Annotated in this window: 21 protein-coding genes; 10 read left to right on the top strand and 11 right to left on the bottom strand. The window is 68.9% G+C overall.

Annotation, left to right across the window (positions count from 1 at the left end; genetic code table 11):
* The first annotated feature begins 56 nt into the window (after positions 1-56).
* On the top strand, positions 57-2,327 hold the full coding sequence (locus G3M62_RS04995; RefSeq protein ID WP_165185199.1) for a PAS domain-containing sensor histidine kinase: 2,271 nt from the start codon (positions 57-59) through the stop codon (positions 2,325-2,327).
* A gap of 148 nt (positions 2,328-2,475) precedes the next feature.
* On the opposite strand, the gene G3M62_RS05000 is transcribed toward G3M62_RS04995, so the two are convergent.
* From G3M62_RS05000 to G3M62_RS05025, 6 genes are all read right to left on the bottom strand, one after another.
* The gene (locus G3M62_RS05000) at positions 2,476-2,697 is read right to left on the bottom strand and encodes a hypothetical protein (protein ID WP_165185200.1); all 222 of its coding nucleotides are present in this window, start codon (positions 2,695-2,697) and stop codon (positions 2,476-2,478) included.
* A gap of 92 nt (positions 2,698-2,789) precedes the next feature.
* On the bottom strand, positions 2,790-4,343 hold the full coding sequence (locus G3M62_RS05005) for a hypothetical protein (RefSeq protein WP_165185202.1): 1,554 nt from the start codon (positions 4,341-4,343) through the stop codon (positions 2,790-2,792).
* Positions 4,340-5,041 carry an ABC transporter ATP-binding protein gene (locus G3M62_RS05010; RefSeq protein ID WP_246263617.1) on the bottom strand — a complete coding sequence of 234 codons (702 nt, stop codon included), beginning with the start codon at positions 5,039-5,041 and terminating at the stop codon, positions 4,340-4,342. Before G3M62_RS05010 ends, G3M62_RS05005 begins: the two co-directional genes overlap by 4 nt.
* 127 nt (positions 5,042-5,168) lie before the next feature.
* Positions 5,169-5,624, bottom strand: a complete 456-nt coding sequence (locus tag G3M62_RS05015; RefSeq protein ID WP_165185205.1) for a hypothetical protein — start codon at positions 5,622-5,624, stop codon at positions 5,169-5,171.
* A gap of 2 nt (positions 5,625-5,626) precedes the next feature.
* Positions 5,627-7,171: a bifunctional glutamate N-acetyltransferase/amino-acid acetyltransferase ArgJ gene (argJ, locus tag G3M62_RS05020; RefSeq protein ID WP_246263478.1), complete on the bottom strand. Its 1,545-nt coding sequence runs from the start codon at positions 7,169-7,171 to the stop codon at positions 5,627-5,629.
* Positions 7,168-8,148: a peptidylprolyl isomerase gene (locus G3M62_RS05025; protein ID WP_165185207.1), complete on the bottom strand. Its 981-nt coding sequence runs from the start codon at positions 8,146-8,148 to the stop codon at positions 7,168-7,170. The genes argJ and G3M62_RS05025 overlap by 4 nt, the downstream gene beginning before the upstream one ends.
* 543 nt (positions 8,149-8,691) lie before the next feature.
* Here G3M62_RS05025 and secA point away from each other — a divergent pair.
* Positions 8,692-11,457 (top strand): preprotein translocase subunit SecA, encoded by a 2,766-nt coding sequence (gene secA / locus G3M62_RS05030; RefSeq protein WP_165185208.1) that lies wholly within the window; start codon positions 8,692-8,694, stop codon positions 11,455-11,457.
* A gap of 84 nt (positions 11,458-11,541) precedes the next feature.
* On the opposite strand, the gene G3M62_RS05035 is transcribed toward secA, so the two are convergent.
* From G3M62_RS05035 to G3M62_RS05045, 3 genes are all read right to left on the bottom strand, one after another.
* A complete protein-coding gene (locus tag G3M62_RS05035) occupies positions 11,542-12,330 on the bottom strand; it encodes an FkbM family methyltransferase (protein ID WP_165185210.1) in 789 nt (262 codons plus the stop codon).
* 133 nt (positions 12,331-12,463) lie between these two features.
* Positions 12,464-13,930 (bottom strand): DEAD/DEAH box helicase, encoded by a 1,467-nt coding sequence (locus G3M62_RS05040; RefSeq protein ID WP_165185211.1) that lies wholly within the window; start codon positions 13,928-13,930, stop codon positions 12,464-12,466.
* Between the two features lie 453 nt (positions 13,931-14,383).
* Positions 14,384-15,646, bottom strand: a complete 1,263-nt coding sequence (locus G3M62_RS05045) for an amidohydrolase family protein (protein ID WP_165185213.1) — start codon at positions 15,644-15,646, stop codon at positions 14,384-14,386.
* 297 nt (positions 15,647-15,943) lie between these two features.
* Here G3M62_RS05045 and G3M62_RS05050 point away from each other — a divergent pair, with 297 nt between their 5' ends.
* The gene (locus G3M62_RS05050) at positions 15,944-16,717 is read left to right on the top strand and encodes an AraC family transcriptional regulator (protein WP_165185214.1); all 774 of its coding nucleotides are present in this window, start codon (positions 15,944-15,946) and stop codon (positions 16,715-16,717) included.
* Between the two features lie 85 nt (positions 16,718-16,802).
* Here G3M62_RS05050 and G3M62_RS05055 read toward each other — a convergent pair whose 3' ends face one another.
* Positions 16,803-17,147 (bottom strand): PRC-barrel domain-containing protein, encoded by a 345-nt coding sequence (locus G3M62_RS05055; RefSeq protein WP_165185216.1) that lies wholly within the window; start codon positions 17,145-17,147, stop codon positions 16,803-16,805.
* 164 nt (positions 17,148-17,311) lie between these two features.
* Here G3M62_RS05055 and G3M62_RS05060 point away from each other — a divergent pair, with 164 nt between their 5' ends.
* From G3M62_RS05060 to G3M62_RS05070, 3 genes are read left to right on the top strand one after another with little or no spacing between them, the layout of a single operon-like run.
* Entirely contained in the window at positions 17,312-18,964 is a 1,653-nt protein-coding gene (locus G3M62_RS05060; protein ID WP_165185217.1) for a glycoside hydrolase family 43 protein, read from the top strand.
* Between the two features lie 42 nt (positions 18,965-19,006).
* Entirely contained in the window at positions 19,007-19,411 is a 405-nt protein-coding gene (mutT, locus tag G3M62_RS05065; protein ID WP_165185219.1) for an 8-oxo-dGTP diphosphatase MutT, read from the top strand.
* Entirely contained in the window at positions 19,327-19,578 is a 252-nt protein-coding gene (locus G3M62_RS05070; protein WP_205691946.1) for a Flp family type IVb pilin, read from the top strand. Before mutT ends, G3M62_RS05070 begins: the two co-directional genes overlap by 85 nt.
* Positions 19,579-19,614: 36 nt before the next feature.
* On the opposite strand, the gene G3M62_RS05075 is transcribed toward G3M62_RS05070, so the two are convergent.
* On the bottom strand, positions 19,615-20,529 hold the full coding sequence (locus G3M62_RS05075) for a methyltransferase domain-containing protein (RefSeq protein WP_165185221.1): 915 nt from the start codon (positions 20,527-20,529) through the stop codon (positions 19,615-19,617).
* A gap of 70 nt (positions 20,530-20,599) precedes the next feature.
* Here G3M62_RS05075 and G3M62_RS05080 point away from each other — a divergent pair, with 70 nt between their 5' ends.
* Genes G3M62_RS05080 through G3M62_RS05095 form a run of 4 tightly spaced genes read left to right on the top strand, consistent with a single transcriptional unit; the run spans position 20,600 to position 22,874 of the window.
* A complete protein-coding gene (locus G3M62_RS05080; RefSeq protein WP_165185222.1) occupies positions 20,600-21,307 on the top strand; it encodes a ComFC family protein in 708 nt (235 codons plus the stop codon).
* A gap of 31 nt (positions 21,308-21,338) precedes the next feature.
* Entirely contained in the window at positions 21,339-21,593 is a 255-nt protein-coding gene (gene grxC / locus G3M62_RS05085) for a glutaredoxin 3 (RefSeq protein WP_165185224.1), read from the top strand.
* Positions 21,590-22,423: a carbon-nitrogen hydrolase family protein gene (locus tag G3M62_RS05090; RefSeq protein WP_165185225.1), complete on the top strand. Its 834-nt coding sequence runs from the start codon at positions 21,590-21,592 to the stop codon at positions 22,421-22,423. The genes grxC and G3M62_RS05090 overlap by 4 nt, the downstream gene beginning before the upstream one ends.
* Positions 22,424-22,439: 16 nt before the next feature.
* Positions 22,440-22,874, top strand: coding sequence for a DUF1178 family protein (locus tag G3M62_RS05095; protein WP_165185227.1), 435 nt, complete (start codon positions 22,440-22,442; stop codon positions 22,872-22,874).
* Positions 22,875-23,061 lie beyond the last annotated feature (187 nt).

Consider the following 23,061-nt stretch of genomic DNA (forward strand, 5'->3'; position numbering starts at 1 on the left):
TTTTCCTGAGGTCTGCTGCACCTTGGCCGTTATCGCGGCCGGGAAGGAACACGGGCATGGTGGACACCCGTGATCAGGGGCTCGCCCCCGAGACGTTCGCGCCTGGCGACATGCGCGAGCGGATCGAGGCGTTCGACTGGGCGGCGACGCCGCTCGGACCGCGCGCGACCTGGTCGCCCAGCCTGACTTTCGCTGTCGACATGATCGTCGCCAGCCGGTTTCCCAGCGCCCTGCGCTGGGGACCCGAGCTGGTGCTGGTCTACAACGACGCCTACGCCCCCATGCTGGGCGAGCGCCATCCCCAGGTGCTGGGCAAGACCTTCGCCGAGGCCCCGCCGACCTCGGCCGCCGATTCCGAGGGGCCTGAACGGGCGATCCTGACCGGACGCAGCGGCGGTTCGGCCATCGAGGACCTGCCGCTGACCACCGTCCAGTCGGACGGCTCGACCACCGACGGCTATTTCACCATCCGCCTCAGCCCGATGCCCGACGCCACCGTGCCGTCCGGGGTGGGCGGGGTGTTGATCGCTCTGGCCGACGTCACGCGGCGGGTGCGGGCCGAGCAGGCCCTGCGCGCCAGCGAGGAGCGCTACCAACTGGCCCTGAAGGCGGCCAGCGGCGTGGGCACCTGGGACTGGGACATCCTCGCCGACAAGGTCTATGCCGACGCCCGCTACGCGACGTTCCACAATGTCGATCCGGCCCGGGCGGCCGCCGGCGCGCCACTGGCGGAATACCGTATCGCCCTGCATCCGGACGACCAGGCTCGACTGCTCAAATCCGGCCGCACCCACCTGAAGACCACCGGCGACTTCGACGAGGAGTACCGGCTGATCCAGGCCGACGGCTCGGTCCGCTGGGTGCAGACCCGTGGCCGGGTCGAGCGCGACGCCAAGGGCTGGGCGGTGCGCCATCGCGGGGTGATGGTCGACATCACCGAGCGCAAGCGCATCGAGCAGGCCCTGGAGGCGGCCGAGGCCGACATCCGTATCGCCGTCGACGCCGCCGGCCTGGGCCGCTGGGATCACTATCCCCAGACCGGCCGACGCTTCTGGGACAAGCGCTGCCGCGAGATCTACGGCCTGCCCGACGAGACGACGACCGAGAGCCCGCTCACCAGCCTGGAGCGGCTGATCCATCCCGACGATCTGCAGCCGACCATGGACGCCGTGCGCCGGGCCACGGATCCGGCCGGCGACAACATGCTCAACCGCGAATACCGCATCCGACGCGCCAACGACGGTGCTGTGCGCTGGGTCGAGACCTGCGGCCAGGCCTTCTTCGAGAACGGCCAGTGCGTGCGCTTCGTCGGCGTGGTCTCCGACGTCACCGAACGCAAGGAGGCCGAGGCCGACCAGATGCTGCGCGAGGCGACCATGGCCCTGGCCCTGGACGCCGGCAATGTCGGCACCTGGGACTATGACGTGCGCAAGCGCCTGCTGCGTTGGTCCGAGCGGGGCTACGGCATGTTCGGCATGGCCCCGGGCGCCGAGGTCGGTCTGGACGACTTCTACGCCGCCATGCACTCCGACGATCGCGAGGCGACCCGCCAGGCTCTGCTGGCGGCGATGAACCCGGCGGTGCGGGCCGATATCGACGTCGAATACCGCACGATCGGCCGTGACGACCGTCAGGAGCGCTGGATCTCGGCCAAGGGGCGGGGCTTCTTCGACGAGGCCGGCAAGCCGGCGCGGGTGGTCGGCGCCACGGTCGACATCACCGAACGCAAGAAGGCCGAGCTGCACCTGAGGCTGCTGGTCAACGAGCTGAACCACCGGGTGAAGAACTCGCTGGCCACGATCCAGGCCATCGCCGCCCAGACCTTCCACGCCGCCCGCTCGCTGCCCCAGGCCCAGGAGGCCTTCTCGGCCCGCATCGTCGCCCTGGCCGAGGCCCACGACCTGCTGACCCGCGAGAACTGGGAGGGGGCGGACCTGCTGGACCTGCTGGGCCGGCTGGAGGCCCTGCACGGCGGAGCGGGCCGGTTCACGACCGAGGGCGGCTCGGTGCGGCTGTCGCCGCGCATGGCCCTGTCGCTGTCGATGGCCCTGCACGAGCTGGCGACCAACGCGGTGAAGTACGGGGCGCTGTCGAGCCTGGAGGGCCAGGTGCGGATCGCCTGGACCGTGATCCCGGGCGGCGCCCATCCCCGGCTGGTCCTGACCTGGACCGAGACGGGCGGCCCGCCGGTCTCGCCCCCGACCCGGCGGGGCTTCGGTTCGCGCCTGATCGAGCGCGGCCTGGCGGCCGAACTGTCGGGCGAGGCGCACATCGAGTTCCATCCGGGCGGGGTGGTGTGCCGCATCGAGGCGGGGCTGGACGGGTAGGGGGCTTCGCTCGCCTCTCGTTTGTCATCCCGGACAAGCGCGCGGCGCGCTGATCCGGGACCGACGCGTGAACTCAGCGCTTCCGGCAGTCCCGGATCTTCGCTTCGCTACGTCCGGGATGACAATGGATTTTGGAGCTTGGGATCGATCAGGAATCGACCGGCGCCGGGACCTTCGCGAAAGCCGGCTTCACCGCCTGGAACACGGTCGCGCCCAGGGCCATCAGGGCCATCGGAATCAGGGCCAGCAGCCAGACCAAGACGATCATCGCCAGTTGCAGCGCGCTGATCGCCACGACCAGGGCCTTGGACTCCTGGCGGACTCCCGCCCGGTGGTTCTGCGAACGGAACGTGGTGTGCACGGCGGGCATGACTGTTTCCAACACAACTCTACGTCCCCGACCCGTATGGAGCGTAGCTGCGTCGGAATGTCGCGCAATCGGGTAAAACCCTAATTGTAGCTTTACCGTGTTCGAAGGTTGCGGGCGATCTGGGCGTCGCTGCGCCTCAGGCTGAGCAGGGCCGCGCCCGCCAGGCCCAGCGGGATAAGGGCCCAGGGCCACAGACCGCCCACCGCGATCCCCGTCGCGCCCGCCAGCAGGGCCGAGACCAGCATCTCGGCGATGGTGGCCATCCAGGACGAGCCGCCGCGCCGCTTGAAGTCCGACCGCTTGCCCGGCCGCTGATGCCAGATGTTGATCAGGCCGCTGCTCCAGGCGGCCAAGGCCGCGCCCAGGGCCGTCCAGGCGCCGGCGGCGGGCAGGAACCAGGTGAGGACGGCGATCGGCAGGGCCAGGAACAGCCCCACCGGGATCAGGGCGGCGGCCAGCTTGGCCCGGCGCAGGGTGTGGATCCGGGCCGGCGACACGGCCAGCAGGTCGGGGGCTTCCTCGGCCGACAGGGTGATCCAGGCCAGGCTCCCGGCCACCTGTCCGGCCAGGAACGCCACCACCCCGGCCCCGCCGGCCAGGGCCGCGCCGGTCCCGTGGGCGGCGTTGCGGCTGAGCACCAGGGCGGTGGGGATCAGGTACAGCACCCGCAGCAGCACCTGCGACAGCAGGGCCGCGTCGCGCCCGATCAGCAGCAGCTCCTTGCGCAGGGTGGCCAGGAACGGGCCGGCGGCGAAGGCGCGGCGGGCCTCGCCCCGGGTCGCCTTGGCCGGCCGCGCGGCGGTCTTGCCCTGGGTGGCGGCGGCCGCGTCCGAAAAGCGTCGGCCCAGGGCCAGGGCGGCCAGGGCGAACAGCGCCGCCGACCCGGCCAGCAAGGCCAGCAGCGGCAAGGGCTCGCCCAGCATGGCCCGCAACGGCAGGCTGACGATCGGAGCCGGATGCAGTCGGCCCTCCTGGGCCTGGCGGGTGATCTCGGCGAACAGGCTGTTGCTCTTCTGGGCACCCAGGATGGTGCGGGTCTGGCTGACCAGGAAGAAGGCCGCCCCGACCAGGGCCGCCAGCACCTGAGCCACGGTGCGGGTGCGGCGCGGACCGATCAGGGCGAACAGGGCCATGGCCAGCAGCAGGCCGACGGCGGTCGAGGCCAGGGCCAGGGCGCCCAGCACGCCCAGCAGTCCGATCCAGCCGGGATGGCCCCAGACCACCGACGGCAGCAGCAGGGGCGTGACGATCAGGGCGAAGATGGTCAGCACCCCGCCGGCCACGCCCAGCGAGCGCACGAACAGCACCTTGGCCGGACCGATGGGCGAGGAAAACAGCAGGTCCAGGTCGCCCCGGTCGTACAGAGCCTCGCTCGAGGCGCTGAGGGTCTGGGACAGCATCAGGGTGAAGACCACCACGCTGCCCAGGGCCGCGATGCTGATCGAGACCGGATTGATCGGGACCTCGACGTCGTGCAGCCCCATCGCCGCCAGCACCCCGCCGGCCAGCAGCATCGCACCGACCACGAACAGGCTGATCAGGCCGCGCGCGCCCTTGCCCGCCCGGCCGGCGCGGAAGTTGCGCCAGTACAGCCGCATCTCGTGGGCTAGCAGCCACGGGGTGGAGCCCGACGCGATCAGGGTCACGCGGCGGATCCCCCATGGGCGTCGGTCGCCGTGAGCTGCAGGAAGACGTCCTCCAGGCTGGAATCGTCCTTGCCTTCGCCGGCCCGGGTTCGCAAAGCGTCCAGCGTGCCCTCGGCCAGCAGGCGGCCGCCGGCGATGATGCCGATGCGGTCGGCCATCCGCTCGGCCACCTCGAGAATGTGGGTGGTCAGGATCACCGTGCCGCCGGCGTCGACCCGCTCCTGCAGCATGTCCTTGACCAGGCGCGCGGCGGCGGCGTCGAGGCCCGTCAGAGGCTCGTCCAGGATCAGCAGGCGGGGGTCGTGGATCAGGGCCCCGGCCAGGGCCACCTTCTGCTTCATGCCGCGCGAGAAGCCCTCACAGCGGGTCCGGGCCTCGCCCGTCAGGCCCAGCTTGGCCAGCAGGTCCTCGGCCCGGGCCTTGGCGGCCTTGGGCTCGACGTTCCACAGGCCGGCCACGAACTCCAGATATTCCAGCGGGGTCAGGCGGTCATAGACCATGGCCTCGTCCGGGGCCCAGGCGGTGATCGCCTTGGCGGCGGCCGGCTCGGCCAGGGCGTCGATCCCGAAGATGCTGATCGCGCCCTTGTCGGGCTTGGTCAGGCCCGCGACCATTCGCAGGGTGGTGGTCTTGCCCGCGCCGTTGGGGCCCAGCAGGGCGTACAGCTCGCCGGCGTGGACGGTGAGGTCCAGGTCCATGACCGCCGGCTTGGTGAAGGTCTTGTCGAGGCCGCGGACGATCAGAGCTTCGGTCAAACGCGGCGTCTCCCCAGGTACAGGCGGTCATGAGAACGCGATTGCTACGGCGGTTTCAAGCGGGTGAGCCTCAGTTCGGCCGCCCGTCCGGCTCCAGTTCGAACGCCGCGTCCAGGGTGACTTCGTCCACCACCTCGCCCTTCAGGGCCGCGTCCAGCACCTCGCCCAGCGAGCTCCAGACGAAGGCCAGCTGTTCCAGCACGGCCGGCAGGCGCTCGGGCTCGAAGCCGGGATAGAGGTCGGCCACCAGCCACAGGCCGGTCAGCACGTCGAAGCCGAACCGGCAGCCGATCAGGCGAAACTGGGCGCGGGCGATGGTCTCGAACAGGGCGTCCAGGCTGCGGGCCTGGTCCAGGTCGGCCTGGTCGAACACCTGGCAGCGCGCCTGCAGCCAGTCACCCTCGGGGAACAGGTAGAAGGCCCCGCCGTCCTCGGACCCGGAGACCTCCAGGCCACGATCGATCTCGGCGACGACGTAGCCGGCTTCGCGGCAGGCCTCGGCGATGTCGGTGAGATCGATGGCCATGGTCAGGACCTGTAATCCCCGTTGATCGCCACGTATTGCTTGGTCAGGTCGCAGGTCCACACCGTGGCCGAGCCCTTGCCGACGCCGACATCGACGTTGACCTCGAACTCGGCCTTCTTGACGTACTTGCTCATCGCCGCCTCGTCGTATTCGGCCGAGACCAGGCCGTCGCGGGCGGCGTAGAGTTCGCCGAACCTGACGCTGATCTTCTCGCGATTGACCGGCTCGTCGGCGCGGCCCACGGCCATGACGATGCGGCCCCAGTTGGCGTCCTCGCCGGCGAAGGCGGTCTTGACCAGCGGGCTCTCGGCGATGGTGCGGGCGATCTTGCGGGCCGACAGCGGGCTCTCGGCGCCGTTGACGGTGATCTTGACGAACTTGCTGGCGCCCTCGCCGTCGCGGACCAGCTGCAGGGCCAGGTCCAGCAGCACGGCCTCCAGCTTCTCGCGGAAGTCGGCCAGGCGGCGGTCGCCGGCGCGGTGGATCTTGGGCGCGCTGGACTTGCCGGTGGCGAACAGCAGCAGGGTGTCGTTGGTCGAGCGGTCGCCGTCCACCGTCACGCAGTTGAACGTGGTGCGGGTGTAGAGGCTGACCAGGGTCTGCAGGGCGGCCGGGGCGATGGCCGCGTCGGTGGCCACGAAGGCCAGCATGGTGGCCATGTCGGGCGCGATCATGCCCGAGCCCTTGGTGATACCGGCGATCCGAACCTCATGCCCGTCGATCAGGGCCGTGGCGTAGGCGCCCTTCGGGAAGGTGTCGGTGGTCATGATCGCCGAGGCCGCGCTGGCCCAGGCGTCCTCGGTGAAGCGGGTCTCCACCTCGCGCAGGTTCGAAATGATCTTGCTGTCGTCCAGGATCACGCCGATCACGCCGGTCGAGGCCATCATCACGTCGCGCTGGCGGCAGTCGAAGCGCTTGCCCACGGCCGTGGCCACGCGGCGCACCGCGTCGGCGCCCGGCTTGCCGGTGAAGCTGTTGGCGCAGCCGGCGTTGACCACCAGGGCGCGAACATCCTCGCCCTTGCTGGCGGCCAGCTGGCGCTTGCACCAGTCGACCGGGGCCGAGCCCACGCCGTGACGGGTGAAGACGCCGGCCGCCGAGGTGCCCTCGGCGAAGCGCATCAGCAGCATGTCCTCGCGGGCGTGCTTGTAGAAGCCGGCGCGGCCGGTGGCGATCTCGACGCCCGCGATCGGCGGAATGGTCGGGAACGGCACGGCCAGGGGCGAGACAGCCAGGCCCGGCTTGCCGGGCGCTGGCGAAGCGGCGGGCGCGGCCGCCGGCTTGGCGGCTTGCACGGCTTCCGGCGAGCCCTGGCTGGCGTCCTTCTGGGCGCGGCGCAGGCCGGCGCGCTTGAGGGCGGCGGTCAGCGGGTCGACCAGGGCGCGCTCCAGGGTATGGCCCACGCTGGCGACGCCCTGGCCGACGATCTCGGCCGGGGTCGGCGAGGTCGCGGCGGCCGCGGCCTTGGCGGTTTTCGTGGCCTTGGGCTCGGCCTTGGTCGCCGTCTTCGACGCGGGCTTGGAAGCCTTCTGCGGAGTCTTGGTCATTTCTTGGCCGGAACTTGAGCGGGAGCGGACGCCGGCGGGGCGTTGTCGAGATCGGAGGAGGGGGCCTGGTCGGCCGCGCCGGGCGGAGCCGAGGCCGGCTCCTGGGGCGCGCCGGGCACGTCCTGGGGCTTGCCGGTCAGCATCTCGACCTTAGAGCCGCCGCGCAGCTTTTCCAGCAGGTCGCGGACCTGATCATAGGTCAGGAAGCGCACGATCTGCGGCCGGGCGGCCTCCAGGGTGATCGGTTCCTCCAGGCGCTTGTCCTCGACGCGCAGCACGGCCCAGCCGCCTTCGGTCTGGAACGGGCCGACCAGCGCTCCCTTCTGGGCGTCCTTCAAGGCCACGGCGTAGGCCGGGGGCATGACGTCGACGGTGAAGTAGCCCAGGTCGCCGCCGTTGAAGCGGGTGGCCGGATCGGTCGAGCGCTCCATGGCCAGGGCGTCGAACGAGGCGCCGGCGGTCAGCAGCTTCTTGATCGCCTCGCCGTCGGCCTGGCTGGCGACCAGGATCTGGCGGGCGCGGATCTCTTCGGAGCGCTTGGAAAGCTTCTGCTGCTCGGCGTAGAGGCCGCGGATGGCGTTTTCGTTGACCGCCTTCTCGACGACGCTCTCGACCAGCATGTCGCCCAGGATGCGCTCGCGGGCGGCGGCCAGGCGGCGCTGGGCGACGGGATCCTTGTCCAGCTTCTGCTTCAGGGCCTCGGCGGCCAGCAGTTTCTGATCGACCACCTCGTCCAGGCGCTGGCGGAACAGGTCAGAGCCGATGTCCAGAGGCTCGCCCTCGCTGATCAGCCCCTGGGCCACGGCCTCGCGCTTGACGTCGCTGGCCCAGACGGTGTGGCCGTCGACCCGGGCGACGGCGGTGTCGCCGGGCTCGGGCGGGCGTTCGTCGGCCTTGTTGCGACCGCAGGCGGCGACCAGAAGGGTCAGGACGAGGACGGCGGCCAGGCCGTACGCACGAGGCTTACCAATAGTCATCTGTGGCCGATCTCCGGCTGAACTCATCCCAAGCGCTCTAGCGCGGTTTCCGGCCAAGAGGAAACAGCTTCGCGCGCTTGTCCGAAAACCCCTCTCTCATAGAGAGAGGGAGGGGCCCGCCGCGAAGCGGTGGGAGGGTGAGAGGTTTCACCGTTGGCAGGTAAGTCCCGACCCATTCCACCGCCAAGTCTCGGAGATGATCCAGCTATTCGCCGGAAAGCGGCGTTTCCTTCTGAGAGGATGTAACCTCTCACCCTCCCATGGCTTCGCCATGGGCCCCTGCCTCTCTCAAAGAGAGAGGGGTCTTCGAGGGAACCAACCTCCACCACGGCGACTTAAGCGCCAACTTCCACGCCAATCCGGCCGTTTACAATGCCCACGACGCCCCCGCCTCGCGTTGACACCCGCTAGGCCGGTGCTTAAGTCTCCGCGCGCGTACTAGAAGCGGATTTTCCGCTAACCTCGACGCCTCGAATTTACCGTAGTGAAGGCCTTCAAGCCCTAGCGCCGGCCTCACAGACACCGCTCCGGAACCCCCACTTCATGCTCGGCTTCGCCAAAAAGTTCTTCGGCTCTTCCAACGAACGCAAGGTCAAGGCGATGTCCGCCCAGGTGGCGAAGATCAACGCCCTGGAGCCGGAATACGCCGCGCTGTCGGACGAGGCCCTGAAGGCCAAGACCGACGAGTTCAAGGCGCGCCTGGCCAAGGGCGAGACGCTCGACAGCCTGCTGGTCGAAGCCTTCGCCGTGGTCCGCGAGGCCGGCAAGCGCGTGCTGGGCATGCGCCACTTCGACGTCCAGATGGTCGGCGGCATGGTCCTGCACGGCGGCGGCATCTCGGAAATGCGCACGGGTGAAGGCAAGACCCTGGTCGCCACCCTGCCCACCTATCTCAACGCGCTGGAAGGCAAGGGCGTCCACGTCATCACCGTGAACGACTACCTGGCCAAGCGCGACGCCGAGTGGATGGGTCAGATCCACAACTTCCTGGGCCTGTCGTACGGCGTGATCGTCAACGGCCTGAGCCAGGGTGAACGTCAGCGCGCCTATCGCAGCGACATCACCTACGGCACCAACAACGAATTCGGCTTCGACTACCTGCGCGACAACCTCGTCTACAGCGTCGAGGAAATGGTCCAGCGCGGCCACCACTACGTCATCGTCGACGAAGTGGACTCGATCCTGATCGACGAGGCCCGCACGCCGCTGATCATCTCGGGCCCGACCGAGGATCGCAGCGAGTTCTACAAGACCATCGACGTCCTGGTGAAGGAGCTCATCAAGGACAAGACCAACTACGATCACGACGAGAAGCAGAAGCAGGTCATCCTCACCGAGGACGGCCAGGAGCGCATCGAAGAGATCCTGATGGCGGGCGGCCACCTGGCCGAGGACACCGCCGGCCTCTACGACGCCGCCAACATCTCGGTCGTGCACCACGTCAACCAGGCCCTGCGGGCCAACATCCTCTACACGCTGGACAAGGACTACATCGTCAAGGACGGCGAGGTGATCCTGATCGACGAGTTCACCGGTCGCATGATGAGCGGCCGCCGCCTCAGCGAAGGCCTGCACCAGGCCATCGAGGCCAAGGAAGGCGCCATCGTCCAGCCCGAGAACCAGACCCTGGCCTCGGTGACGATCCAGAACTACTTCCGCCTCTACGGCAAGCTGGCCGGCATGACCGGCACGGCCGCGACCGAGGCCCAGGAATTCGACGACATCTACAAGATGGGCGTCAGCGAGATCCCGACCAACCGTCCGGTCCAGCGCATCGACGACGACGACGAGGTCTATCGCACCGAGCGCGAGAAGAACGACTCGATCCTCAAGCAGATCGCCGACTGCCACATGCGCGGCCAGCCGATCCTGGTCGGCACCGTGTCGATCGAGAAGTCGGAAGAGCTGTCCAAGCTGCTGGCGACCTATGCCTGGGAACAGGACGGCAAGAAGCACAAGGGCATTCCGCACCAGGTGCTGAACGCCCGCTTCCACGAACAGGAAGCCGGCATCGTCGCCGACGCGGGCGTGCCCGGCGCGGTGACCATCGCCACCAACATGGCCGGCCGCGGCACCGACATCCAGCTGGGCGGCAATATCGAAATGCGCCTGGCCAACTGGAAGCAGCAGCAGAAGGGCCTGGGGATCACCCCGACCCACGAGGACGAGCTGGCCCAGAAGGCCGAGCTGGAAACCGAGATCTCGGCCGCCAAGGCCCAGGCCCTCGCGGCCGGCGGCCTGTTCGTGCTGGGCACCGAGCGCCACGAAAGCCGCCGTATCGACAACCAGCTGCGCGGCCGCACCGGTCGTCAGGGCGATCCGGGCCGTTCGAAGTTCTTCCTGTCGTGCGAGGACGACCTGCTGCGCATCTTCGCCGGCGAGCGCCTGGATGCGATCATGCGCACCTTCGGCGTCCAGGAAGGCGAGGCGATCACCCACAAGTGGCTGAACAACGCCATCGCCACCGCCCAGAAGCGCGTCGAGCAGCGCAACTACGAGATCCGCAAGAACCTCCTGAAGTACGACGACGTCGTCAACGACCAGCGCAAGGCCGTGTTCGAGCAGCGCCAGGAGTTCATGGAGGCCACCGACCTCTCCGAGATCATCCACGAGATGCGCCATGACGTGGTCGACGACTTCGTCGCCCGCTACATGCCGCCCAAGGCCTATGCCGAGCAGTGGGACATCGAGGGCCTGGACGAGCGCGTCCAGTCGATCCTGGGCATGACCCTGCCGTTGAAGGACTGGGCCGCCGAGGAAGGCATCGGCGACGAGGAGATGCGCGAACGCATCACCAAGGCCGCCGACGCCTACGCCGCCGAGCGCGAAGTGATCATCACCCCCGAGCAGATGCGCTCGGTGGAGAAGAACTTCCTGCTGCAGATGATCGATCTGCAGTGGCGCGAGCACCTGATGCACCTGGACCACCTGCGCAACGTCATCGGCCTGCGCGGCTACGGCCAACGCGACCCGCTGAACGAGTACAAGACCGAGGCCTTCTCGCTGTTCGAGAAGCTGCTGGGCGACCTGCGCACCAACACCACCCGCTGGCTGATGACGGTCGAGATCGCCTATGCCGAGCCCGAGCCGCTGCACACGCCCGAAGGCCTGACCGAGGTGCACCTGGACCCGCTGAGCGGCGAGAACGTCGCCGTGGCCGGGGCTCTGCCGGAAGGCCTGTCGCCCGAGCAGCGCGAGGCCCTGCCGGTCTCGGTCCTGCCGGAAGGCTGGGAATTCACGGCCCGCAACGGCGCCTGCCCCTGCGGCTCGGGCAAGAAGTTCAAGCACTGCCACGGCGCGCTGGTTTAAGGCGCTCCGCCACCGCGAGACTGAAACGCCCGCCCCGGGGAAACCGGGGCGGGCGTTTTCTTTTTCGGGCGTGGGGAGGGCGGCTTACGGCGCGATCAGGCTCTTGGACGGATCCGTCTCGTGGATGGCCAGCAGGTTTCCGCCCGCCTCGAGCGCTCCATAGCCGTGCTCGCTCAGGAAGGCGCGCAGCGCCGCCTCGTCGGTCTTGATCTTCTCGATCAGCATCTGCGGCTTGCAGGCCGTGATCGTGGCGCGGGCGCCCCGCAGGGCCTCCATCTCCATGCCCTCGATGTCGATCTTGATGAAGTCCACGCGCGTCAGGCCCAGGTCGTCGATCGCCATCATCCGGGTGGGCTGGGCCCGCGCGTCGTCGATCTTCTGGCCGATGAACTCGCTCTCCGCCGTCTGGCGGATCTCCAGGCTGCCGAAGCTGGAGGGCTTGAAATAGTCGGGGGCGGGCACGTTGATGACCCCGCTCGCCTCGCCGACCGCCGCCCAGATGGCCCGGGCGTTGAAGCAGTTGTTGAGGGTGATGTTGCCGGCCAGGGCGTAGAACACCCGCTCCTGGGCCTCGAAGGCCGCGACCTCGCCCCAGCCATGCATCAGTTGCGCCCACTCGATGGTGTGGACGCCGATATTGGCGCCGCAGTCCAGCGCGATGACGCCGTCGCCGAAGTAGGTCCGCCGCATTTCCAGCAGCCGAAGTACGAGTTCGACCTCGTTGGCGTCAAAGGCCGAGGTCTCCAGCAATTGGTGGCCGACGCCGTAACCGCCGCCTTCCATCAGGTGGTAGTCGTGCCGATTGACCAGCATCGCGCCGTGGATGGTCGAGGTCAGCACAAAGGCCGAGGGACGAAGATTGAACTGGCGCATGGCGACCTCGGCGAATCTGTTGGCTCAGCAGGCCGCCAAGGCGCCGTTTGGTCAAGCGGACTTGGGATCAAACAGAAACGCCCGCCCCGGGGAGACCGGGACGGGCGTCTGGCTTGGGCGGTGAGCCGCAGCCTTAGTCGATCGGATTCCAGCGTTCCGACGGGGCCGCCGCGCGCTTGGGGCCGCGGAAGTCGCCGCCGCCCGAGCGGGCCTGGCCCTGGGCTTGCTGGCCTTGGCCGGCGCCCTGACCGCCGCCGTTGCGGCCGCGGTTCTGACCGCCGGGCTTGCTTTGGCCCTGACCCTGGCCTTGACCTTGAGCCTTCTGGCCCTGGCCGCCGCCCTTGGCCGGACGGTTGCGCTGGCGGCGCAGTTCCGAGGGGACGTTGTTGCGCGGGTCGGCGCGGCGCGGATCGACGTACTTCTCCGGCGGGGCCAGCTTGTCGGCCACGGCCGCGGCGGCCGCCAGGTTCTTGTCGTTGCGACGGTCGAAGGTCGGGATCGTCTGGCGGGTGGCCTTCTGGATGTCCTTCAGCAGCGGACGCTCGTCATCGGCGCAGAAGCTGATGGCGATGCCGTCCTTGCCCTTGCGCGCGGTGCGGCCGATCCGGTGGACATAGGCCTCCGGCACGTTGGGCAGCTCGTAGTTGAACACGTGGCTGATGTCGTTGACGTCGATGCCGCGGGCGGCGATGTCGGTGGCGATCAGCGCCTTGACTTGGCCGGCCTTGAACGAGGCCAGGGCCCGTTCGCGTTGGCCCTGGGTCTTGTCGCCGTGGATGGCGGCGCTTTCGATGCCGCTGGCGACCAGATACTTGGCCACGCGGTCGGCGCCGCGCTTGGTGCGGGTGAAGACGATGGCGCGCTCGACGCTCTTGTCGGCCAGCAGTTCGGCCAGCAGGGGACGCTTGCGCTGGGCTTCGATGAAGATCAGCGACTGGTCGATGCGCTCGACCGTGGTGGCCTGCGGGGTGATCGACACCTGGGCCGGGTTCTTCAGCAACTCGCCGGCCAGCTTGCCGATCTCGTTGGGCATGGTGGCCGAGAAGAACAGGTTCTGGCGTTCCTTGGGCAACTGGCTGGCGATCTTGCGGATCGGCACCACGAAGCCCAGGTCCAGCATCTGGTCGGCTTCGTCGAGGACGAAGATCTCGACGCCGTTCAGGTGGGCGGACTTTTCGCCCAGGTGGTCCATCAGGCGGCCCGGGGTGGCCACGACCACGTCGACGCCGGCCGCCAGGGCCTTCATCTGCGGGCCGTACTTCACGCCGCCGAAGATGGTGGCGACGGTCAGGCCCAGGTGGGCGCCATAGGCCTTGAAGTTGTCGGCGATTTGCGTGGCGAGTTCGCGGGTCGGGGACAGGACCAGGCAGCGGAAGCCGCGGCGCGGGGCCGGCTTACGGTCCTCGGCCAGGCGGTGCAGGATCGGCAGGGCGAAGGCGGCGGTCTTGCCGGTGCCGGTCTGGGCGATGCCCAGCAGGTCGCGGCCCGACATCACCAGCGGGATGGCTTGCGCCTGGATCGGGGTGGGCGTGGTGTAGCCCTTGTCGGTCAGCGCCTTCAGCAGGGGTTTGGCGAGGCCGAGATCGGTAAATTGAGTCACAGACTGTCTTTCGTCAGCCACGCGGCGGCGCATGCGGTCCTCGCACGGCTCGCCTGGCGGCGGGTCGGTGGGGAGCGCCCCGCGTGACACGGGCGGTCTGATGAGAAGCTTTCGGTGCGCTCGACAGGCTGGACCCAGAAGGGTCCCTCACGCGGCTGGAGCGCCGATAACGCCAGATGGCGTGAGGCCTAGATCGTTTATTGCAGGTGCGAAGTCAAGAGCCGGCAAGGTTTTGGCGGTTTTGACGCGGGGAGGACAACATCAGGCCCTCCCCCTGTGGGGGAGGCGATCGCGCAGCGATCTGTGGGGGGATAGGGCGGCGGACGTCCTACTACTCCCCCCTCCGTCGGCTCCGCCGACACCTCCCCCACGGGGGAGGGACTAGGGGCGCGAAACGAAAAAGGGCGGGACCGCATCGCGATCCCGCCCCTTCAAGCGCTCTGAACCAGCCGCCTAGAACGGCAGGTTGTACAGCTTGGTCGCGTTGGTCTGGAGGACCTTCTTGCGCACGTCGTGGTCGTAGCCGCCCAGGGTTTCCATGATGTGGTCCTGGACGCCCGGGTACAGCGAAGTCGGGTGCGGGAAGTCGGTCTCGAACATCACCTTGTCGGCGCCGATGGTCTCCAAGAGCAGCTTGGGGCCGATCTTCTCGAACCAGTAGGTGCACCAGAAGTGGTCGCGGAAATATTCCCACGGCCGGCGCGTCAGGATCTTCGACTTGGACGGCAGCATCTCGTTGAACTGGTGTTCCATCGCCTCGATGGCGAAGGGCACCCAGCCCATGCCGCTTTCGATCAGGCCGATCTTCAGCTTGGGGTGACGGTCCAGGCGCCCCGAGACCATCCAGTTGCCCAGGGTCGCGGCGTTGCCGATCGAGAACATGGTGGCCACCACCGACAGGGTCTGTTCGAAGGCGAAGCCTTCCCAGGTCAGGGTGTTGGGGTCGATGGCCGCGTTGAGGTGGAAGTTGATCGGCGCGCCGGCGTCCTCGAACATCTCCAGGACCGGGGTCCAGTAGTCGTGCAGGAACGACGGCAGGCCCAGGCGCTCGGGGGTGTCGGGCAGGACGAAGCCCTTCAGGTCCATGTCGATGCAGCGACGGGCCTCGGCCTCCATGGCCGCCTTGTCCCACAGGGGCAGGTGGGCCATGGTGAACAGGCGCTGGCCGGACTCCCGCTGCCGTTCGGCGGCGGCGTCGTTGTACATCTGGATGATGGAGACGGCGAGTTCGTTGTCGCCCAGCGACATCAGGGAACCCGCCTGGGTGACGCCCGAGTTCTGGAAGCAGATCTGGGCATAGACGCCCATGTCGTCCATGGCCTGCAGGCGTTCCTTGGTCTCGATGGCGCCCGGGTGGCCCTCTTCCAGGGTCGGGAAGGCCAGACGGCCCAAGAGCTTGTTGTTGTCCTTGCGGATCACGTTGCCGCCGAACGAACCGAAGTCGCGGTCGCCGACGAACCACTTGTCCACGCCGCCCACGTTGCGGCGATAGGGGACCTTGTCCTTGAACTTGGCCGGGGCGCGCGAGGTGAACAGGTCGGGCGCTTCGGTGATGTGGGTGTCGGTGTCGACGATCTTGATCCCGGCCAGTTCGGGACGCAGGCCGGTCGACTGGGTGCTATAGTCGACGTCGCGGATCACGCCGCCCGGGGTGTAACCCTCGGCGCTCCAGTACTTGCGCGCGGACGCCGCCAGTTCGCTGTTGTCGTCGGCCATTACGGTCTCCTTCCCTCGACGCCGGTCGCTTCGCCCTTGGGGGCCAGGCCTGTCGCGTCGTCCTTGTTTTCGAGAGGCGTGCTCTCGGCGCTCGACCCCGGATTCCGCGCGCGCTGGAGAGCCAACGCAAGCGATGATCGGCCGGGCGGGCAAGTGATCGCCTCAGCGCTGTTCCGGTTCGAGCGTGATCTCACGCCTGTTCGCGGCCAGCATACTGCGCGGTAGGGGCGTTGACCGTCTCTCCGCTACCGGCCATATTTTGTGCAGCAGCGGCCAAACTTCATCCCGAAAGACCAGATGCGCGACGTCCTCCAGGTGCCGATCGTCGAGCCCGCCTCGCGGCCCCGGGCCGGGGCGATCCCGCAGGACGACTATGACCTCAGCACGCCCTGGCACAGCCACGACATGCACCAGCTGCAGTACGTGTTCAGCGGCATGATCGAGGTCGAGGACGACCACGCCAGCTATCTGCTGACCCGCACCCTGGCCGCCTGGATCCCGGCCGGGGTGGCCCACACCACCAGCCTGCACAAGGTGCGCTCGGGTTCGGTGCTGTTCGCGCCCGACATGATCCCCGACGCCGGCGACCGCGTGCGCATCGTCCAGGTCTCGCCGCTGATGCGCGAGATGGTGCTGGGCGCCATGCGCTGGCCGCTTAAGGAAGCCCAGGACAGCACCGGCCAAGCCTATTTCGCGGCCTTGGCCCCGCTGTGCGCCGAGTGGATCAAGGAGGAGACGCCGCTGCGCCTGCCCACCACCCGCGATCCCAAGCTGCAGGTCGCCGCGGCCTATACCTGCAAGCATCTGAAGGGCGGCGACATCGCCGCGGCCTGCGCGGCGGCGGGCCTGTCCGAACGCACCCTGCGCCGGCGGTTCCGCAGCGTGTTCGGCATGAACTGGGACGAGTACCGCCGCCGCGCCCGCCTGATCGCCGGCGCGGCGATGCTGAACGAAGGCCGCCTGCCCATCGGTCACGTGGCCGCCGAGGTGGGCTTCGAAAGCCAGAGCGCCTTCGCCCGGGCGTTCAAGAGCCTGACGGGGAAGAGCCCGAGGGAATTTCGGGCGAACTAGCTTCCCTCAAATCCGTCCCTCATTCTCAAACTCCAACATCCCGACGAAGGTCGGGATGTTGGGCGTTGGGGGAGTGAAGTTAGTCCTAGTCCACCCCCTCGAAGAACCGCTCCACCTGCGCGGCCCAGCCGTAGCTGGCGCTGTTGAGCTGGTCGCGGTCGTAGGCGGGCAGTTCCTTGAAGCGGTCGCGGGTCAGGTCGGCCACATAGGCCTCGGCCTTGTCGTCCCAGGTCAGCAGCCGCCAGGGCAGGGGGCGGTACTTGCCGCCGGCCGCGAACAGGCCGGCCGGTTCGATGGCCACATAGCGGGCGATGCCGGCGTCGCGGTCGATGAACACCTCGCGGATCACCCCCAGCTTGTGGCCGCCGGCGTCGTCGATCCTCACGCCGATCAGGGCGGCGCTCTTCACCAGGCGATCATCGAGGCTCATCGGGGACTCCTTGGGTTGTCGGAAGCAAACGCGGCTGAGCCTCGGATCGATCCACTTGTCAGACCACGTTGCTTCAGTGTCAGACCATCGCCTTGCCGGGCCAGGGGGAGCAGTCTATCCCTGGTACCGTTACCGTCGCGGCCTTCCCGCGCTCTAGAGTCCCCATGCCGCAAGACACGATCAGCAACCCGATCCTGCGGGGCTTCAATCCCGACCCGTCGATCGTCCGGGTGGGCCAGGACTACTACATCGCCGTCTCGACCTTCGAGTGGTTCCCCGGCGTGCAGATCCATCACTCGCGCGACCTGGTGAACTGGCGGCTGCTGAGCCGGCCCCTGACGCGGGCCAGCCAGCTGAACATGCTGGGCGCGGCCGACGGCTGCGGGGTCTGGGCCCCGTGCCTGACCCACGCCGACGGCAAGTTCTGGCTGATCTACACCGATGTGAAGCGCTATGGCCGCACCACGGTCGGCGGGGCCTCGGGCGCCAGCTTGCGTGACTTCCACAACTACCTGGTCACCGCGGACGACATCGAGGGGCCGTGGTCGGAGCCGGTGCGTCTCAACAGCAGCGGCTTCGACCCCTCGCTGTTCCATGACGACGATGGCAAGAAGTGGCTGCTGAACCAGCTGTGGGACCACCGGCCCGGCCGCAACCGCTTCGCCGGCATCGTCGCCCAGCAATACGATCCCGCCGCCGGCGCGCTGGTCGGCGAGCGCCTCAACATCTTCCCCGGCACGGCCCTGGGCCTGACCGAGGCCCCGCACCTCTACAAGCGGGGCGGCTGGCACCACCTGATCACCGCCGAGGGCGGCACGGGTTTCGGCCATGCGGTGACCATGGCCCGATCCAGGACCCTGGACGGGCCCTACGACCTGCACCCCGACGGCCCGGTTCTGACCGCTCGCGACCGGCCGCACGCTCGGCTCCAACGGGCCGGCCACGCCGACCTGGTCGAGACCCCCGACGGGACCACCTGGATGGCCTATCTGTGCGGCCGGCCCTTGCCCAATCGCGGCCGCTGCGTGTTGGGCCGCGAGACCGCGATCCAGCCGATGGTCTGGGGCGACGACGGCTGGCTGCGCACCCGCGACGGCTCGGGCGATCCGGAGCTGACCCCGCCGTCGCCGGGCCTGACCCCCGCGCCCTGGCCGGCCGCGCCCGAGTGGACCGCCTTCGACGGCCCCGACCTGCCGATCGACTTCCAGTGGCTGCGCTCGCCGTTCCCCGAGGAACTGTTCAGCCTGACCGCGCGCCCCGGCTGGCTGCGCCTGCACGGCCGCGAGACGATCGGCAGCCAGTACCGCCAGGCCCTGGTCGCCCGCCGCCAGCAGGCCTTCTGCTACAGCGCCCGCACCGTGCTGGACTTTTCGCCCGAGCACTTCCAGCAGATGGCCGGGCTGGTCTGCTATTACGGGGCCAGCAAGTTCCACTACCTGTTCGTCAGCCACGACGAGGACCACGGCCGCCATCTGCAGGTGATGTCGGCCTTGCCCGACAGCCCTCAGGCCGACGCCTTCACCGCCCCGATCCCGCTGCCGGGCGAGGGTCTGGTCCATCTGCGGGTCGAGGTCGATTTCGAGCGTCTGAGGTTCGCGTTCAGTCTGGACGGCGAGCAATGGACCTGGCTGCCCCAGGTGTTCGACGCCTCGATCCTCTCGGACGAGGCCACCGCCCCCGGCGCCCCCAACTTCACCGGCGCCTTCGTCGGCATGGCCTGCCAGGACCTCTCCGGCGCCGCCCAGCCCGCCGACTTCAGCGGCTTTGGGTACGTTGAGCGCGACTATAGGTCACATCCGGAGCGCGAGTCGCGCTGATCGCCAGTTGCCAAGCCGCGCGGGACGTTCAACTAAAGCCTCATGACCAAGCCGACCGTCCTCGTCGCCGCCGCCGCCCTGATCGATACCGATGGCCGCGTGCTGATTTGCCAACGCCCACAAGGGAAATCGCTGGCCGGCCTGTGGGAGTTTCCCGGCGGCAAGGTCGAGCCTGGCGAGACGCCCGAACAGTGCCTGATCCGCGAACTGGACGAGGAACTGGGCATCAAGGTCGCCCAGGCGTGCCTGGCCCCGTTCGTTTTTGCATCCCACGGTTACGAGTCCTTTCACCTCCTGATGCCACTGTATTTGCTGCGGCGCTGGGAAGGACTGGTGACCGCCAAGGAACACGAGGCGCTGAAATGGGTGAAGCCCGACCAGCTCGCGGACTATCCGATGCCGCCGGCCGACCTGCCATTGATCGCCTGGCTGCGCGATCTGCTCTGAGCCGTTTCTGGCGCGACGAGCGTGGCGCCACCGCCGTCGAATACGGCCTGCTCGTCGCCCTGCTGGCCTTGGCGCTGGTCGGGATCATGACCACGTTCGCGGACAGCCTGAAGACCAGCTTCACCAAGATCATCACGACGCTGAACAACAGCAACGCCTCGAACTAGGCGGCGCCAGCGTAACCGGGATGACTTGAGGCCGGTTCAACCTCCCGCCTTGTCCCCCGCCGGCTGCTCGACCACGCCCAGCGCGTCGGCCAGGCGCATCTTGGCCGAGCCCGGGCGCAGGGGCTTCTGCTGGCGCTCGTGCGGGGCCCAGCCGGTCACCGTGATGATCTCGAACGTGGCCGGCACGCGGCCGTCGGGCTCGGCGAACCGCTCCTGATAGATCTCCATCGCCCGCAGCAGCACCTTGCGGCCCAGCGGCTTGCGCGAGCGGTCGATCAGCACGCTGGTCTCGCCCATGGCCCGCAGGTCCTTGAGCAGGGCGATCGGATGGGCGTAGCGCACCTTGACCCGGTCCTTGTCGGCCACGGGCAGGGCGAAACCGGCGCGTTGCAGCAGGCCCGCCGCATCGACCGTGTCGGCGAACGGCGAGACGCGCGGGAAGGCCCCGCCGGTGATCTCGTCCTCGGCGGCCAGCAAGGCCTGGCGCAGCTCGGTCAGGGTGGCCCCGCCGAACAGGGCGCCGACGAAAAGGCCATCGGGCTTCAGGGCGCGGCGGATCTGGATCAGGGCCCCGACCAAGTCGTTGGTCCAGTGCAGGGCCAGGGTCGAGACGGCCAGGTCCAGGGTCTCGTCGCCGAACGGCAGGCGCTCTTCGTCGGCCACGATCCGCGCGCCTTGGCGGCCGCCGAGCATCGCCGCCGACAGGTCGGTCTCGATCAGCAGGCCGATCTTGGCGCGAGCGTCGCTGTCGGCCAGGGCCTTGGAGAAAGCGCCGTTTCGGCTTCCGAGATCGACCGCGACCGGAAACTCCCGCAGGATCGCCTCCAGGCGCAGGACGGCGTCCTCGGCGGCGCGGGCCTTCAGGAAGCCGGCGGCGTCGAAGCCGGGGGCGGCGCGGTCGAGACGGGCGCGCAGCAGGGCGCGGTCGAAGAGCAGAGGGGCGGTGGTCATGTCGGCGCAAGATGGGCTTTCGCGCGCCTTATGGAAACCTCCCGCTCACGTCACCGCGTTCGCGCAAGGGATGCTGGACCTGATCCTGCCGCCGCGCGCCTTCGACGGCGGGGCGGCCCTGACCTCCGGACTGTCGGCCAGCGCCTGGAGCCGCATCACCTTCCTCGACGGTCCGGTCTGCGACGGTTGCGGCGCGCCGTTCGCCTATGACGCCGGCGAGATTCGTTGCGCCCTGTGCCAGGCCAAGCCCCGCGCCTTCGCCCGGGCCCGCGCCGCCTGTCTCTATGACGAGCATTCGCGCGATCTGATCCTCAAGCTCAAGCACGCCGACCGCACCGACTTGTCGGGCCTGTTCGCCCGCTGGCTGTCGCGCTCGGCGGCCGATCTGCTGGAGGAGGCACAGGCCGTGCTTCCCGTGCCGATGCACCGCTCGCGCCTGCTGCGCCGCCGCTACAATCAGGCCGCCGAGATCGCCCGGCCGCTGTGCGCCATGACTTCCCGGACCTATCTGCCCGACACCCTGGTGCGACGGCGCGACACAGACAGCCAGGGCGGCAAGTCGGCCGACGGCCGCCGCCGCAATGTCGCGGCCGCCTTCGCCGTGCCCGAACGGCGCCGCCATCGGGTGATCGGCCGCAAGGTGTTGCTGATCGACGACGTCCTGACCACCGGAGCCACCGCCGAGGGCTGCGCCCGGGCTTTGTTGGCGGCCGGCGCCACGCAAGTGTCACTCGCCGTCGTCGCGCGCGTTACAGAAATGCAAGCGCGTCCTATATGAGGACGGAAGCGATTTCTGTTACGGATTCCCCATGGCCAAGGTCACCATCTACACCCGCCCGTTCTGCGGCTACTGCGCCCGGGCCCTGAAGCTGCTCAACGACAAGGGCGCCGACTTCACCGAGATCGAGGCCGGCATGGATCCGGCCCTACGCAAGGAGATGATGGACCGTTCGGGCCGCACCACCTTCCCGCAGATCTTCGTCGGCGAGCAACACATCGGCGGCTGCGACGACATGATGGCCCTGGAGCGCGAGGGCAAGCTGGACCCGCTACTGGCCGCATGAGCCCGTCCACGCCTCTCCGAGTCGGTCTGATCCAGACCCGCACCCCCGCCACCCACGCGGCGGCGCTGGCGCATGTGGCGCCGCTGGTGCGCGAGGCGGCGGCGCAGGGCGCCCGGTTCATCCTGACGCCCGAATGCACCAACGTGCTGCAGAAGGACCGGGAGAAGCTGCTGCCGACCCTGGCGCCGCTGGAGGACGACCCGGTGGTGAGCGGCCTGCGCGACATGGCCCGCGAGCTGAACGTCTGGATCGACGTCGGTTCGGCCCTGGTGCGGCGCGAGGACGGCAAGGCCGCCAACCGCCAGGCGGTAATCGACCCGGCCGGCGCGATCGTCGCCACCTACGACAAGCTGCACATGTTCGACGTCCAGCTGCCGACTGGCGAGACGGCGCGGGAATCGGCGACCTATACGCCCGGCGACCGCGCCACCGTGGTCGAGACGCCGCTGGGCGCCTTCGGCCTGAGCATCTGCTACGACATGCGCTTTCCGGCCCTGCATCGGGCCCTGGCGCTGGGCGGGGCCCAGATCCTGACCGTGCCCGCCGCCTTCACGCGCCCCACCGGCGAGGCCCATTGGGACATCCTGCTGCGCGCCCGGGCCATCGAGACCGGCTCGTTCGTGATCGCCGCGGCGCAGGGCGGCTTCCACGAGGACGGCCGCGGCACCTGGGGGCGCTCGATCGTGGTCGGCCCCTGGGGCGAGGTGATCGGGAAGCTTGACCACGACGAGCCGGGCGTGTTGATCGCCGATCTCGACCTCGCGGCCGTCGACAAGGCCCGCGCGGCGATCCCGGCCCTCAAGAACGCCCGCGCCTTCACGGGTCCGTAGTCCCTATATAGTCCCCATGATCAAGTACGCTCTCGCCTGCGACCACGACCACGCCTTCGAAGGCTGGTTCGGCTCGTCGTCCGACTATGACGACCAGGCCGCGCGCGGCTTGCTGGACTGTCCGGTCTGCGGCTCCAAAGGCGTGCGCAAGCAGATCATGTCGCCCGCCGTGGCCGGCACCAAGGCGCAGAAGGCCGCGCCCGAGCCGAATGCGCAAATGCGCGAGATGATGATGACCGCCATGGGCGAGGTCCGCCGCCAGGTCGAGGAAAACTTCGACTATGTCGGCGACAGCTTCGCCAAGGAGGCGCGCGACATCCACGACGGCAAGTCCGAGGAACGCGGCATCTACGGCGAGGCCTCGCCCCAGGAGGTGAAAGCCCTCGTCGAGGACGGCATCAAGATCGCGCCGCTGCCGCCGGCGCCGCCGAAGAAGACGGAAGTGAACTGAGGGCGGCCAGGACGGAGGCTCCCGACCGAGGGCTTCGGCGGATTTGACCTGGAACAACGCGTGACCCGACGCGGGGCGATTGTACTGTCCAGGACGCGTATCGCGCCGCAGGAGCCGTCCATGGGCAACGCCGCCCCTTCCGCCCCCGATGGCTCCCCCAATGGCTCCCATGTCGGCCACCACGGCC

The sequence above is a fragment of the Caulobacter soli genome (genome assembly GCF_011045195.1).
GTDB classification, from domain to species: Bacteria; Pseudomonadota; Alphaproteobacteria; order Caulobacterales; family Caulobacteraceae; genus Caulobacter; species Caulobacter soli.